Consider the following 14,482-nt stretch of genomic DNA (forward strand, 5'->3'; position numbering starts at 1 on the left):
TGGCACTGATGTCCCTTATCCGCGCGCTCAGCAAGGAACTGCAGGCACGCAGCGATGACTCGTTGCGGGCCTTGTTCTCCGCGCGGCCGGACCTCATCTCCCCCGGTGTGCCGGACTTCGCCGCCCTCGCCGCCCGGGCCAGCGGCCGCGTCAGCGTCCAGCGGGCCCTGGAGCGGCTCAACCGCCCGGAAATGCAGGTCCTCGAAACCCTGCACCTGTGCACCAACACGGACACCGGGCACAGCGCTTCTGCCCCCATGCTGAAGAAACTCATCAACGGCGCCACGCTGGGCTCCATCGAGAAAATGCTGCACTCGCTGCAGGAACTGGCCCTTGTCCACCGGGCGGAACCGCCGCACGGCGCCGCGCCGGCCGCCGGCACGAAGCTGCGGTATTACCTGCCGGTGGGCAGCCTCAAGGACGTGATCGGGATCTACCCGGCCGGCCTGGGGCGCAGCTACACCGAACTCGTGCGGCTCCAGCCCGCCTTCGCGCAGCGCGTGGTCCAGCTGGTCGCGGAGCTGCACCGGAACGGGGCGGCGATCTCCCCCGCGGCCACGCCGATGGAGGCCGCCCTGTCGCTGCAGCACTGGACCGCCACGCCGGAGTCTCTCCGGCAGATCCTGGCCGGAGCCCCGGAACGCACCACGGCGCTGCTCGCACGCTTCGGCAACTGGGCCATGGGCGCCGTGCCGCAGGCTCAACGGCGCGCCTCCGTCCTGCACGAGGCCGCCGACGTCGGGCCCGTGGACTGGCTCCTGGCCCGCGGGCTGCTCGTGCCGCTGGACGCAGCCCACGTGGAACTTCCGCACAGCGTCGGGGTGTCCCTGCGCGGCGGCTTCGTCATTGAAAAGTTTGCACTGACGCCCCCGGTGGCGCGGCTGGGTACTACGTCTGCGGCACTGCGCCGCAATGCCGCCCTGGGCGCGATCGCCGAGACCCTGCGGCTGGTCGGTGAGCTGCTCTATGCCGTCCGCGAGCAGCCCCTCGTCACCCTGCGCAGCGGCGGCGTGGGGGTCAGGGAGCTGAAGCGCCTGGCGGACGCCCTGCGGCTTGAGATGCACGACGCCGGGGTGCTGGCGGAGCTGTGCGCCCTGTCCGGCCTCATCCGGCTGGACGTGGACAGTTCCGCCTGGGTCCAGCCGCCGCAGCTGGAATGGCTGGCGCTTCCCAGGCAGGAGCAGTGGCTCTGGCTCGTCAACGCGTGGCTCGCCAGCGAACGGGCCCCCTCTCTGGTCGGACAGCCCGTCAACGGCCAGGCCACGGTCCCGGCCCTCCACCGCGGGGCAACCGGCAGCACCATCAACGCGCTGTCGGCCGAGGCCCAGCGCCCGGACGCTCCGGTGGTCCGGAAACGGATCCTGGAAATCCTGGCCGAGCTGACCGAGGAGGCCGCGGCGGCGGACGGGCAGGCCCCGGTGCTGGACGCGGCGGCAGTGCTGGAGCGGGCCGACTGGGCCCAGCCGCGGATGGCACGGCGTTTCAGCTCGCTGATCCGGGGGGTCCTGGCCGAGGCGGAGCTGCTGGGCCTGATCGGTTCGGGCGCGCTCAGCCAGATCGGTGCGGCCATTGCCGCCGAACAGCCCGACGAAGCGATGGGCATCCTGGGCGAACACCTGCCGGCCGCCCTGAACCATGTCCTGCTCCAGGCCGACCTCACCGCGGTGGCGCCAGGCTACCTCGCACCGGAACTGACCGAAAAGCTCCTCACCATGGCCGACGCCGAAGGCCAGGGCCCCGCCACCATCTACCGTTTCTCGGTCTCCTCCGTCCGTCGCGCGCTCGACGCGGGCCAGGATGCACAGACGATGCTCGATTTCCTGGGCCTGCATTCGGCCACGGCAATCCCGCAGCCGCTGAAGTACCTGATCGAGGACACCGCCGCGCGCCATGCCAGGCTGCGGGTGGGGTCCGCCGCGAGCTTCATCCAGAGCGACGACGAGACTGCGCTCCTGGAGCTGCTGAACACCTCCGGCGCCGCCGGCCTTGGTCTGGTCCGGATCGCACCCACCGTGCTGGTCACGCACGCAGGTGTCCGGGAGACAGCGCAGGTCCTCCGCAACCTGGGTCTGTCCCCGGCCGTCGAGGAATCCGAGGCAGGAGGGATCCGGCTGCGGCGCACCACTGCGGCGGCCGGCAGCGTGCGGCCGGTCTACAGTGCCCCGCGCACCGCCCCGCCGGATGCCGACGTCGACGCCCAGCTGGCCGTGCTGCGCAGCGAACGCCCCTCCGCGGGCGGCACCGACAGGCAGCCCGCGGTGGCCCCTGGCAGCGAAGAGGCAACCCAGCTGGGGCTGGAAACCCTGCAGAAGGCGATCCGCCTCAAACAGCGCGTGGTGATGAACGTCGTCGACAGCATGGGGAATGCCGTGCGGGAAACGGTTGTTCCGGTAGCTGTGAACGGTGGCCGGGTCCGGGTGTTCGATCCGGACAAGGAAACAGAACGCGTACTGTCCATCCACCGGATTATTGACGTAGAGGCCGCAGAGGAATTGCTCCAGTGAACGATGGACCGCTGATCGTCCAGAGTGACAAAACCATCCTGCTCGAAGTCGACCACGAACTGGCCACCGAGGCACGCCACGCCATCGCCCCCTTCGCCGAGCTGGAACGCGCCCCGGAGCACATGCACAGCTACCGGCTCACCCCGCTGGGCCTCTGGAACGCCCGGGCCGCCGGCCTGGACGCCGAAAAAGTGCTGGACACGCTGCTGAAGTACTCCCGCTTCCCGGTACCGCATTCCCTGCTGATTGACGTCGAAGAGACCATGTCCCGGTACGGCCGGCTGCGGCTCGAAAAGGATCCCCAGCACGGCCTGGTCATGCGCACCTCCGACTATCCGGTGCTGGAGGAGGTCAGCCGCGCCAAGAAGATCGCCCCGTTGCTGGGGCCGAGGATCGATGGTGAAACCGTTGTCGTGCATTCCTCCCAGCGCGGGCAGCTCAAGCAGCTGCTGCTCAAGATCGGCTGGCCCGCCGAGGACCTGGCCGGCTACGTCGACGGTACGCCGCACCCCATCATGCTCAACGAGACCGGCTGGAAGCTCCGCCCCTACCAGCAGCTGGCGATGGAGAACTTCTGGGCCGGCGGCAGCGGCGTCGTCGTGCTCCCCTGCGGGGCCGGCAAGACGCTGGTCGGTGCCGCCGCGATGGCCACCAGCTCCACGACCACGCTGATCCTGGTGACCAACACGGTCTCCGCCCGGCAGTGGAAGGACGAACTGCTCAAGCGGACCTCCCTCACGGAGGAGGAAATCGGCGAATACTCCGGCTCCGTCAAGGAAGTCCGCCCCGTCACGATCGCCACCTACCAGGTCCTGACCACCAAGCGGGGCGGGCTCTACCCCCATCTGGAGCTGGTGGACGGCAACGACTGGGGACTCATCATCTATGACGAGGTCCACCTCCTGCCGGCCCCGATCTTCCGGATGACGGCGGACCTGCAGGCGCGCCGCCGGCTGGGCCTGACCGCCACTCTGGTCCGCGAGGACGGCCGCGAGGGTGAAGTTTTCAGCCTGATCGGCCCGAAGCGTTACGACGCGCCGTGGAAGGACATCGAGGCGCAGGGCTACATCGCGCCCGCCGACTGCGTCGAGGTCAGGATCGACCTGCCCCGCGACGAACGCGTGGCCTACGCCATGGCCGAGGACGCGGACAAGTACCGGCTGTGCGCCACGTCCGAATCCAAGACCCTGGTGGTGGAACGGCTTGTGGCCGAGCATGCCGGCGAGCAGCTGCTGGTGATCGGGCAGTACATCGACCAGCTGGACGAGATTGGCGAGCGCCTGCAGGCGCCGGTGATCAAGGGCGACACCTCCGTCAAGGATCGCCAGCGGCTCTTTGACGCCTTCCGCGCCGGCGAAGTGCAGACTCTCGTGGTGTCCAAGGTCGCCAACTTTTCCATCGACCTGCCCGAGGCATCGGTTGCCATCCAGGTTTCCGGGTCTTTCGGCTCCCGCCAGGAGGAAGCCCAGCGGCTGGGCCGGCTGCTGCGGCCCAAGAAGGACGGCCGCGCCGCGCGTTTCTACTCTCTCGTGGCACGGGACACCCTGGACCAGGACTTCGCGGCCAAGCGCCAGCGGTTCCTGGCCGAACAGGGTTACGCCTACCGGATCATGGACGCCAAGGACGTCGGCACCAGCTCCCCCACCGACTGATCCGCACCCCTCGCCCGGGCCGGGCGCCCCGGGGCTTTAGCCTGCTAGTCAGTGGAGGCCAGCAGGTCCAGGATGAAGCGCGCCATCTCAAGCCGGCCGGACACCAGCGCGCGCAGTTCCTCGGAATCCGGTTCGGCCAGCCGCTGGGTCGCGACGGCGGCGAGCCCGGTGAACACAGCCATCGAGGCGGCATGCCCGCGCCGGACGTCGGTCTCGCTGATCCCGGCGTCGAAGTCGGCGAGACCTTCGCAGTAGGCGGCGAGGCACAGCGGCTCCAGCGCGTACAGTTCGGCGCCGCGCATCTGGCCCTGGTTGACCCAGCCGGCCAGCAGTTGGCCGAGGTCAAACCCCGGGCAGGCGAAACCGTAGAAGCCCCAATCGATGACGGTGAAATCTGACCCGGGCGCGACGCCGGATCCCGTTCCGGGGCGGATCAGCAGGTTTTGGGGACTGGCGTCGCCGTGCGCCGGAAGTGAGGGGAGCCGGCAGATGTCATCCAGCAGTCCGTCCGCGCGGGCTGTGAGCCGGCGCAATCCCGCGATCAGGGCCGGGTCCGCCGCAGCCGCCACCGCCGGGTGCGACCAGAGGTCCTCGCCCAGGATCCCCGGGATCAAGACGGACGCCGCAACGCTGTCCAGGTAGAACCGCAAACCCTCATGGCCGCGCACCGCACCTCCTGCGGGGCCGCGGTCCCGGACTTCGGGACTTCCTGCCAGCCGGCCCAGGAACCGAGCCGCGTCAACAAAGCGCTGCTCCGTCCACGCAGTTGGTGGGGCCTCGGGGACGTCCTCCATCCAAATCGCCGTCCGCTGGGCATCGAACGCGTCCAGTCGGTAGATCTCCGGCATTCGGCCGCCCGCAGGGAGCACCGAGGACAGCCCCGAAGCGTAGACCTGGGCTTCCGTTTCCCACGGAAACTTCGCCGCCAGTTCCGCCCTCTGGCTTTCCGGAACCTGCCCGATGGCGGGCCACAGCAACGGTGACTGGATCACCTTCACGACGGTGCTGAAAGTCGCCGTGCCCACCGTCCCCCGGGGACCCCCGCAGCCCGTCCTGGCGGTTCCGCAGACGCGCCAGAGCCCGCCAGTGGTCATGTTGAACGCCGGTGGCCCGAGTTCCTCGGCAGAGGCGGACAGCAACTCCGCGTCAGGCTCGGCCAGGCACGCCGCCGCAATCCCGGCCAGGATGGCCGAACCCGGGTCGGCGCCGGCAAGGATGTCCATATTCATCAGATCGACGGCCATGAGACGTCACCTCCCAGTCTGCCCGGATTGCGGCCCTCCCACTACCGTGTCATGGCGCTGATCCCGACGGAAGGCCTCCGCCTGTCCGTGCTGGCGGAACGGACCGCCATCGGGCATTCCCGGCGGATCACCGCCGAAACGGAACGCAAGTGGGCAGCCGCCCTGGGGCCGGAGCGCTGGGGCCGGAGCGCTACCGGGAGTTTCGGAGCGCACTGCGTGAGGTCAGCCGGCTCGCGCCGTGAGGGACGTCCATCCAACACACATCCTCCATTCAGAAAACTCCCAGAGTCTGGGAGGATTATGGGAACCATGAAAAAGAACGGTCCCGAAGCCAAGCTGCTGGTCGTCGATGATGAACCGAACATCCGCGAGCTGCTGTCCACTTCCCTGCGCTTTGCCGGTTTTGAAGTCGTTTCCGCGTCCAACGGGCGCGAAGCCCTGGCGGCGGCCGATCTCCACGCCCCCGACCTGGCTGTTCTGGACGTCATGCTGCCGGATATGGACGGTTTCACTGTCACCCGCCGGCTGCGCGCCGCAGGCAAGCACTTCCCCGTGCTCTTCCTGACCGCCAAGGATGACACCGAGGACAAGGTTATGGGGCTGACCGTGGGCGGCGACGACTACGTCACGAAGCCGTTCAGCCTCGACGAGGTAGTGGCACGCATCCGCGCCGTACTGCGCCGCACGCAGCCCCTGCAGGACGACGATGCGGTCATCCGCGTCGATGACCTCGAGCTCGACGACGACGCCCACGAGGTGCGCCGCGGCGGCACCGTGATCGAGCTGTCCCCCACCGAATTCAAGCTCCTGCGCTACCTCATGCTGAACCCCAACCGTGTGCTGTCCAAGGCGCAGATCCTGGACCATGTCTGGGAGTACGACTTCAACGGGGACGCCTCGATCGTGGAGTCCTACATCTCCTATCTGCGCCGCAAGGTGGACATTGATCCCGATGCCCCGGCGCTGATCCAGACCAAACGGGGCGTCGGCTACGTGCTGCGGACGGCCGAGAAGCGCTGACCTTGCTGCTGCACCGGTGGAAGTCGGCGTCGCTGCGGTCGCAGCTCGTCGCCATCATGACCGCGCTGATGCTGGTGGCCCTCACTGCCACCGGCGCCGGTACCCTGACCCTGCTGCACAGCTATCTGCAGGGGCAGGTCGACGACAAGCTCCGGGCCGCGGTCGCCTCGGTCCGCCAGCAGCAGTCCTTCAGCCAGCTGCAGGACCAGAACCAGAGCATTCCCACGGACTACTCGCTGATGCTCTTCACCCCGGGGCAGCCGCCGCTGCCGTTCGGCGGCAACAAGGAACTCCACCCGGACATCACCAGCATCACCCCGGCGGACGCCGCCGACCGCCAGCAGATCCCCTTCCAGGTCCGCGGAACGGATGGGCGCAACTGGCGGGTGGTCGCCCTCAACGTCGTGGACAGCAACGTCCGCAGCTCCGTGGTGGTCATCGGACTCCCGCTGTGGCCGGTGGATTCGGTGATGGAACACGCCGTTCTGGTGGTGGTCGGCGTCGGGCTGCTGACGCTTGTCCTGGCCTTCTTCATCGCCACGTGGAGCATTTCCCGGTCCTTCCGGCCGCTTGCCCGGGTCGAGAAGACCGCCGCGGCGATTGCCGCGGGCGACCTCTCCCGGCGCGTCGAAATCGAAAACCCCAATACCGAGGTTGGCCGGCTGGGCAGCTCCCTCAACGCCATGCTGGCCCACATCGAGACGGCCTTCGCCGCCCGGATGGCCTCCGAGGCGCGGATGCGCCGCTTCGCGGCCGATGCCTCGCATGAACTGCGCACCCCGCTGGTGACGATCCGCGGCTTCTCGGAGCTGTACCGGCACGGCGCGCTGTCCACCCCGGAGGATGTGGCGACCGCCATGGGCCGGATCGAAAGCGAGGCGAAGCGGATGGGGACCATGGTGGAGGACCTGCTGCTGCTCGCCAGGATCGATGAGCAGCGGCCGCTCCAGCAGAAGCCTGCCGATCTGCTGCTGATTGCCAACGACGCCGTGGTGGACACCCAGGCCAGCGACCGCGGCCGCACCATCTCGCTGACCGGGCTGGACGGCCGTCCCCCCGGGCCTGCCCCGGTGCTCGGCGACGAGGCCAAGCTGCGGCAGGTGGTGGGGAATCTCGTGGGCAACGCCCTGCGCTACACCCCCGACGGCACGCCCATCGAACTGGCCGTCGGCGTCCGGAGCTCCGGGGACGGCACCCGGCAGTCCATCATCGAGGTCCGTGACCACGGCCCCGGTGTCCCGGAGGAGGAAGCGGCGCGGATCTTCGAGCGGTTCTACCGCGCGGACACGTCCCGGACCCGGGAAACCGGCGGCAGCGGGCTGGGGCTGGCGATCGTCGCGGCCATCGTCGGTTCGCATTCGGGCACCGTCAGGGTTGCGAAAACCGACGGCGGCGGCGCCACCCTGGTGGTCAGCCTGCCGTTCCTGGATGAGACCGCCGAAGACGCAGGGCCGCATGCCGGCTCCCGTACCGGGTCAGGAACACGCGCCGGCGCCGGCTCCGGCGACACCGCCGGGGAGTAGCCTGCCGGGTCTCCCGCTGCTTTTCCACATACCGTTGAGCGGCCGTTCCCCGGGTACCCCGGCCTGCCTACGCTCGGAGGGTCCGGAGATTCCGGATCAGGCACTGTTGAGAGGTCATCCCATGAGCATCATTTCCGTCGATACGGAACTCCTCCAGCTCAAGTCAGCGAACGTCAAGGCCACGGTCGACCGCATCAGCGCTGACGTCCAGTCCATGAAGCGCGGCCTGGACGAGCTGCAGGCCAGCTGGCGCGGCTCGGCCGCCACCAACTTCCAGGCGCTCGTCGCGGAGTGGGCCCTGACCCAGGGGAAGGTCGAGGCTTCCCTTGCCTCGATCAACCTGGCGCTCAACTCCGCGGCGGCGAGCTACGCCCAGGCCGAACTGAACAACACCCAGCGTTTCAGCTGACCGCCCCTCACGGCTCCGCAGAAGGTCTCAGGCTTCGGGGGTGCCCTGGTGGAAGCGGAGCCGCCATTGGGCGCCGTCATGGACCCACAGGGAGCTGCGCAGGGCCGATCCGGACCGGGTGTGGCTGCGGTACGTCAGGAGGACGGTCTGCGCATCCAGCCGGTCGGCCCCCAGCATTTCCAGCTCGGTCGGGCCGCCCGGCGTCTCTTCCAGGGACATCATCACGGCATCCCGGGTCCAGATCCTGCCCGAGGTCCCGATTTCGGTGAAGTCCGGATGCAGCAGCACCCCGGTACGTCCGAAGTCGCCGCGCGTTTCCGGAAGGAGGAGCTCGCGCTCAAGTGACTCAACGATCGCTTCCGGGCTCGCGTCGGTCCCTGGGGCGGGCGTGGTGTCCTCGTCGAGCTCACTGAAGAGATCGGGTTCGTCGAAGAGTGTCGGCACCCCGAACAGCTCGTGTCGGCCGGACGGCACGGGCGCCTGGGGCGCGGCCTGCACGGCTGCGGGTACTGCCTGGTCTGCAGGAGCTGCCTGCCCGGCTGCCGGAGCTGCCTGGGCTGCGGGAACAAGGTAGCCGGCAGGGGCACCGAACCCGGGACCCTGGCGCACGGCCACGCCCTGCTGGTAGGCCGTGGCGGCAGCCCTGGCGCGGTCATCAGCCGCCTCGTTCAGGTCATGCCCGGCGTGGCCGCGCACCCATTCGAATTTGTATTTGCGCCCGACCAGCGCCTGGTCGATGTCCTTCAGTAGCTCGACGTTCATGACGGGTTTGCCGTCGGACTTGCGCCAGCCCTTGCGCTTCCAGCCCGGCATCCACTTGGTGACGGAGTTGATGACGTACTGGCTGTCGCACAGGATGTGCAGGTCCTCGCCCGGCATGTGTGCGGTGGAGCGGAACAGGTCCAGCACGGCCATCAGCTCGCCCATGTTGTTGGTGCCGTGCGGCCATCCGCCGGCCCGCCAGCAGTCATCGTTCACGTACCAGGCCCATCCGGCCGGGCCGGGATTTCCTAGAGCCGAACCGTCGGCTGCTGCTGTAATCGTCACTGCACCATCCTGCCAGACCCTGCCGCCGTTGACGCCCGCGCGGACGGTGACGGTGGGGTGCCTGTGGTCTGATGTGCGCCGGACGGAGGCTGGACAGGGGCTGGACGGGGGTTAACGCCGACGGCGGCCCCACCCGAAAGAGGGACCGCCGTCGTTGAACTGTTCGTTCAGCGCTGGACTATTCAGCGCCGGAAGCCGGGTGGTTAGAAACCGCCCATGCCTCCCATGCCGCCCATGTCGTCGCCGCCGCCCATGGCCGGGGAGTTCTTCTCCGGCTTGTCAGCCACAACGGCCTCGGTGGTGAGGAACAGGCCGGCAATGGACGCCGCGTTCTGCAGGGCAGAGCGGGTGACCTTGACCGGGTCGTTGATGCCGGCAGCCAGCAGGTCGACGTATTCGCCGGTTGCTGCGTTCAGGCCGTGGCCTGCAGGCAGGCCGCGGACCTTGTCGACGACGACGCCCGGCTCGAGGCCGGCGTTGAAGGCGATCTGCTTCAGCGGGGCGTCGATGGCAACGCGGACGATGTTCGCACCGGTTGCCTCGTCGCCTTCGAGCTGCAGGTTGGCGAATGCCTTGGCACCGGCCTGGATCAGGGCAACGCCACCGCCGGCGACGATGCCCTCTTCGACAGCAGCCTTTGCGTTGCGGACAGCGTCCTCAATGCGGTGCTTGCGTTCCTTGAGCTCAACTTCGGTTGCGGCACCGGCCTTGATGACTGCAACGCCGCCGGCAAGCTTGGCCAGGCGCTCCTGCAGCTTCTCGCGGTCGTAGTCCGAATCGGAGTTTTCGATCTCGGCGCGGATCTGGGAAACGCGGCCAGCAATCTGGTCAGCGTCGCCTGCACCCTCGACGATGGTGGTCTCATCCTTGGTGACAACGACCTTGCGGGCGCGGCCCAGGAGTTCAAGTCCGGCGGTCTCAAGCTTGAGGCCGACTTCCTCGGAGATGACCTGGCCACCGGTGAGGATGGCGATGTCAGCGAGCTGCGCCTTGCGGCGGTCGCCGAAGCCCGGGGCCTTAACGGCGACGGACTTGAAGGTGCCACGGATCTTGTTGACGATCAGGGTGGCCAGGGCCTCGCCCTCGATGTCTTCGGCAATGATCAGCAGCGGCTTGGACGACTGCATGACCTTCTCGAGGACTGCAACCAGTTCCTTGACGTTGGAGATCTTGGAGTTGACGATCAGGATGTACGGATCCTCAAGGACCGTTTCCTGGCGCTCGGCGTCGGTGACGAAGTAAGCGGAGATGTAGCCCTTGTCGAAGCGCATGCCTTCGGTGAGTTCCAGTTCCAGGCCGAAGGTGTTCGACTCCTCGACGGTGATGACGCCTTCCTTGCCGACCTTATCCAGGGCCTCGGCAATCAGTGCGCCAATCTCGTTGTCACCGGCAGAGATGGACGCGGTGGCGGCAATCTCTTCCTTGGTTTCGATTTCCTTGGCGGAGGCCAGGAGCTCGCGGGTGACGGCTTCGACAGCCTTCTCGATGCCGCGCTTGAGGGACAGGGGATCAGCGCCGGCCGCGACGTTGCGCAGGCCTTCCTTGACCAGGGCCTGAGCCAGCACGGTAGCGGTGGTGGTTCCGTCGCCAGCGACGTCATCCGTCTTCTTGGCAACTTCCTTGACCAGCTCGGCGCCGATCTTCTCGTAAGGATCGTCCAGCTCGATCTCCTTGGCGATGGAAACACCATCGTTGGTGATCGTGGGGGCGCCCCACTTCTTTTCGAGGACGACGTTGCGTCCACGCGGGCCGAGGGTGACCTTGACGGCGTCGGCGAGGATGTTCAGGCCCCGCTCAAGACCGCGGCGTGCCTCTTCATCAAATGCAATGATCTTGGCCATAACGGCAGTAGTCCTTTCGGGACAGTCGTTAAGAATGAACCTTTGCTGCGGTGCCCGCGACGGACGATCCTTGCCCGGCGGCCTCTGTATGCCGCTGGGCCAGGGATCTCACCCCAGCCAGGTGTTTCTTTCGCTCCCGGATCGGCTGCTGCAACTTCGCGGCCGGGCGAACCGGGCGTCGTTTTAGCAGTCAATACGCGGGAGTGCTAACTCAATAATTAGCACTCCCCCGGGGAGAGTGCAAGCAGCGGGCGTACCGGGGTGCGCCACACCGGCCTGCTGGCGGCCCGCGGGAGGACGCAATACGCTACGGGCGATTAACTGCCGCCGCTGGTGGCCGTTTCGCTGCCGCTCATGGTTGCCCGGTTGTCCGCCCCGTAGGTGTAGACAATGTAGTTTGCGGCGCTGACGTCACCGTTGGAATCGAAGCCGATCCGCCCGGACTCGCCGTCATAGTCAGGGCGCTTGCCCGCCCGGATGGCGTCGAGGCACTCCTGGTAGCTCTTGCATACCGCGGCTTCGCCGGCGGCCCCGGCGCCGCCGGACGCCTGGGCCTTGCCGCCCGAGACGGCGATCAGGCCGGCCGCAATGGAGGTTCCGGCGTCGTCCTGGGCTGCGGCGGCCGCGATCGCCGCGAGGTTGACGGCGTCGTACGTCTCGGCTGCGAAGCTCATATCCTTCAGTCCCGGGTCGACGGAGACCAGCTCGGCCTGGAAAGCTGCGGAGGCAAAGGTTCCGGGAAGGATCCCGCGTGCACCGTCGAGGGCACTGGAACCCAGGCCGGAACCGTATTGGCTGACCGCACCGTCGCTGAGGATGAGCTTCTTTCCGGCAAGGCCCGCGTTGTTCAGCTCGGCGATGGCGCCCTGGGCACCAGTGCGGGAGACCAGCACGACGGCATCCGGGGCCGCTGCCTTGGCGGCAGCGGCCGCCTGCTGTGCGTGGCCCGGCGCGAAACCGGCGACGGTGACGGGTCCGAGGCCGGAGGCCTTGGCCGCGGCGGCGACCGCGTTGGACACGTCCTTGCCGTAACTGCCTTCCTCGAACACAACGGCAAGGGTTGCCGCACCGTTGTCCTTGGCGAGTTTGACGAGGACGGAGGCCTGCGCGATATCCGCCGCCGCGGTACGGAAGTAGTAGCCCTTGCTCTGGTAGCTGCTGAGCCCGCTGGCGGTGTTTGCGGGGGAAATCATGGCGATCCTGGCGTTGGCGAGGACATCGATGGCGGCGGGTGCCCGGCTGGAGTCCGTCGGGCCGATGACGACGTCGGCTTTGGCCGCCACGAGTGCCTTGGCCTGCGCTGCGGTGTCTGCGCTGATGGTCTCGGGGAGCAACTCCACCGGTTTGCCCTTATGGCCGCCCGCGGCGTTGATTTCCCTGACGGCGAGCTTCGCTGCGGCCAGCTGGGGGGCATTGAGGAAGTTCTGCGGGCCGGTGTTGTCGAGGATCAGCCCGATCCGCAGGGTGCCGTCGCCGCTGGCGTCGGCCGTCTCCACGCGGGCGCCGCCTGCGGGCCCCAGGCACGCGGTCATGGTCAGCGCCGCCACCGCAGCCACGGCCGCGGCGCGGCCCAGCCGCAGTGCACCGCGCCGGCGTGGGGCGGTGCTGACGGCGGCCCGCCGGACGCAGTCAGTTTCGGCGGCGGCCTTATCGATAGGGTCCTTCTCGGTAGCGTCGTTTTCTACAGGGGCCGGCGGCGCAGCGGCGGAATAGGTCACGGGGCGGGCCGGACGCTTTCGGCCTGCGGGCCCTTTTCGCCCTCGCCGACTTCGAGTTCAACGCGCTGGCCCTCGTCCAGGGCGCGATAGCCCTCCCCTGCAATGGCCGACCAGTGCACAAAAACGTCCGCCCCGGAATCGTCCACGGTGATGAAGCCGTAGCCCTTTTCGGCGTTGAACCATTTGACGGTTCCCAATGCCATTGGTGTCCACACTTTCAGTCGGCTTGCGGGCGGCGCACCACAGCGTGCGCCGCGGACGCAGAATGCAAAACGCAGAATGCAAAACGCAGAATGCAAAACGCAGAATGCGCACGCAGTCCGCAAAATACTGTACCCACAGCCTCCGACCGGAGCGCAGGGCGCGTGCGGCTTGGGAGGCCAATAGTTATTCAGGCGTAACCGGGGGGGACTACTGGAAGCCCGGCGCCAACACTACGACCAGCGGCAGCTGGAATTCGGCCGAGTCAACCACCGTCGGAATGCCCAGGAGTTTTCCGAGGGCTTCAGCATTACCCTTTTGCGCAGCGCCGCTGTAGAAAACGACGGAGCGCTGCTGAGGCACGCCGCCCCAGTTTCCGGTCGAGCCTACCGTCCAGCCGGCGGTGGTGACGGTCCCGCCCACCCGGTTCGCCAGGCCCGCAGTTGAGGTGGCGTTGAAGACCGCCACGGGCTGTGTCTTGTCGATTGCGGCGGCCGCGGCGGGGGTGGTGGCCGTGGCGGGGGTGGTGGCCGTGGCCGGCGTCCCGCTGGCTGCCGGGGTGGCCGGAGCCGGGCTTGCTGTCGGGCTGGCCGACGCCGGGCTGGAGACTGCCGGGCTCGAGGCTGTGGGGGCGGAGGATGCAGCGGCGCTGCTGCCGCCCTGTTCGGCCGATACCGCCTGGGTGTTTCCGGCGGAGGAGAACCCGAGCTTCGGCAGGAACAAGAAGGCCACGAGGCCGACGGCCAGGGCTGCCGCGCCAACGGCCAGGATGGGACCCAGACGGCGCCGGCGCCGGGATTCGGCGACTGCGCGGTGGACACCCTGACGTGTGGAGGTCTCCGGGACCCGATCAAATTCATCCCGAGCGTATTTGGTCATGGTAAAAACGACGTCCTTGCATGTTTCTGACGATTGTCTACGCCGGCATCCGCGCGGGAATCCGCGCGTCCGGTTGTGCTTTACGCGTCTGAGCCCAAGCGGCGGGCAGTGCGCGCACGTTGGCGTGACGTACGTAGTCTACGCAATCTCTTCACCAACATGGGATCGTGGGCCAGCGCATCCTCGGTGTCAATGAGGGCGTTGAGGATCTGGTAGTAGTGCGTCGCGGAGAGGTCGAAGAGCTCCCGGATGGCCTGTTCCTTGGCTCCGGCGTACTTCCACCACTGCCGTTCCAGCGCCAGCATTTGCTGGTCCCGGCTGCCCAGCGGCGACTCGGGGCTCGTCCCGGCGGAAACTGGTTCCGCCGTGGAAAGGTGTTCTTGCGCTTGTTCGGCCACGACACACTCCCTGGCTGGATCCGGTAAAAAGTCTTCCCCCATGTTA

General features: G+C 67.9%; 12 protein-coding genes. 5 read left to right on the forward strand and 7 right to left on the reverse strand.

Annotated features, from left to right (window positions below):
• The first annotated feature begins 8 nt into the window (after positions 1-8).
• Both QCD75_RS00540 and QCD75_RS00545 read left to right on the forward strand, forming a co-directional pair.
• Positions 9-2,504 carry a helicase-associated domain-containing protein gene (locus QCD75_RS00540; RefSeq protein ID WP_301224621.1) on the forward strand — a complete coding sequence of 832 codons (2,496 nt, stop codon included), beginning with the start codon at positions 9-11 and terminating at the stop codon, positions 2,502-2,504.
• Entirely contained in the window at positions 2,501-4,156 is a 1,656-nt protein-coding gene (locus tag QCD75_RS00545; RefSeq protein ID WP_301224623.1) for a DNA repair helicase XPB, read from the forward strand. The genes QCD75_RS00540 and QCD75_RS00545 overlap by 4 nt, the downstream gene beginning before the upstream one ends.
• A gap of 44 nt (positions 4,157-4,200) precedes the next feature.
• Here QCD75_RS00545 and QCD75_RS00550 read toward each other — a convergent pair whose 3' ends face one another.
• The gene (locus tag QCD75_RS00550) at positions 4,201-5,400 is read right to left on the reverse strand and encodes a phosphotransferase (protein ID WP_301224625.1); all 1,200 of its coding nucleotides are present in this window, start codon (positions 5,398-5,400) and stop codon (positions 4,201-4,203) included.
• Positions 5,401-5,709: 309 nt separating this feature from the next.
• Between QCD75_RS00550 and QCD75_RS00555 the strand changes: the two genes are divergently transcribed.
• The 3 genes from QCD75_RS00555 (at position 5,710) to QCD75_RS00565 (ending at position 8,352) form a co-directional block, all read left to right on the forward strand.
• Positions 5,710-6,420 (forward strand): response regulator transcription factor, encoded by a 711-nt coding sequence (locus tag QCD75_RS00555; RefSeq protein ID WP_226758625.1) that lies wholly within the window; start codon positions 5,710-5,712, stop codon positions 6,418-6,420.
• A gap of 5 nt (positions 6,421-6,425) precedes the next feature.
• A complete protein-coding gene (locus QCD75_RS00560; protein WP_301224764.1) occupies positions 6,426-7,943 on the forward strand; it encodes a sensor histidine kinase in 1,518 nt (505 codons plus the stop codon).
• Between the two features lie 121 nt (positions 7,944-8,064).
• Positions 8,065-8,352, forward strand: coding sequence for a WXG100 family type VII secretion target (locus QCD75_RS00565; protein ID WP_226758626.1), 288 nt, complete (start codon positions 8,065-8,067; stop codon positions 8,350-8,352).
• Positions 8,353-8,379: 27 nt separating this feature from the next.
• On the opposite strand, the gene QCD75_RS00570 is transcribed toward QCD75_RS00565, so the two are convergent.
• The 6 genes from QCD75_RS00570 to QCD75_RS00595 form a co-directional block, all read right to left on the reverse strand.
• Positions 8,380-9,399, reverse strand: a complete 1,020-nt coding sequence (locus QCD75_RS00570) for a ribonuclease HI family protein (protein ID WP_301224629.1) — start codon at positions 9,397-9,399, stop codon at positions 8,380-8,382.
• Positions 9,400-9,602: 203 nt separating this feature from the next.
• Positions 9,603-11,240, reverse strand: coding sequence for a chaperonin GroEL (groL, locus tag QCD75_RS00575; protein WP_160667642.1), 1,638 nt, complete (start codon positions 11,238-11,240; stop codon positions 9,603-9,605).
• A gap of 317 nt (positions 11,241-11,557) precedes the next feature.
• Positions 11,558-12,958: an ABC transporter substrate-binding protein gene (locus QCD75_RS00580; protein WP_441005417.1), complete on the reverse strand. Its 1,401-nt coding sequence runs from the start codon at positions 12,956-12,958 to the stop codon at positions 11,558-11,560.
• Positions 12,955-13,161 (reverse strand): cold-shock protein, encoded by a 207-nt coding sequence (locus QCD75_RS00585; RefSeq protein WP_226760976.1) that lies wholly within the window; start codon positions 13,159-13,161, stop codon positions 12,955-12,957. The genes QCD75_RS00580 and QCD75_RS00585 overlap by 4 nt, the downstream gene beginning before the upstream one ends.
• A 208-nt stretch (positions 13,162-13,369) precedes the next feature.
• Positions 13,370-14,038 carry a LytR C-terminal domain-containing protein gene (locus tag QCD75_RS00590; RefSeq protein ID WP_301224634.1) on the reverse strand — a complete coding sequence of 223 codons (669 nt, stop codon included), beginning with the start codon at positions 14,036-14,038 and terminating at the stop codon, positions 13,370-13,372.
• Between the two features lie 80 nt (positions 14,039-14,118).
• Positions 14,119-14,436 (reverse strand): DUF3263 domain-containing protein, encoded by a 318-nt coding sequence (locus tag QCD75_RS00595; RefSeq protein ID WP_301224636.1) that lies wholly within the window; start codon positions 14,434-14,436, stop codon positions 14,119-14,121.
• Between the last annotated feature and the right edge of the window lie 46 nt (positions 14,437-14,482).

Source organism: Arthrobacter sp. PsM3 (assembly GCF_030433895.1).
In the GTDB taxonomy this organism is placed as follows: domain Bacteria; phylum Actinomycetota; class Actinomycetes; order Actinomycetales; family Micrococcaceae; genus Arthrobacter.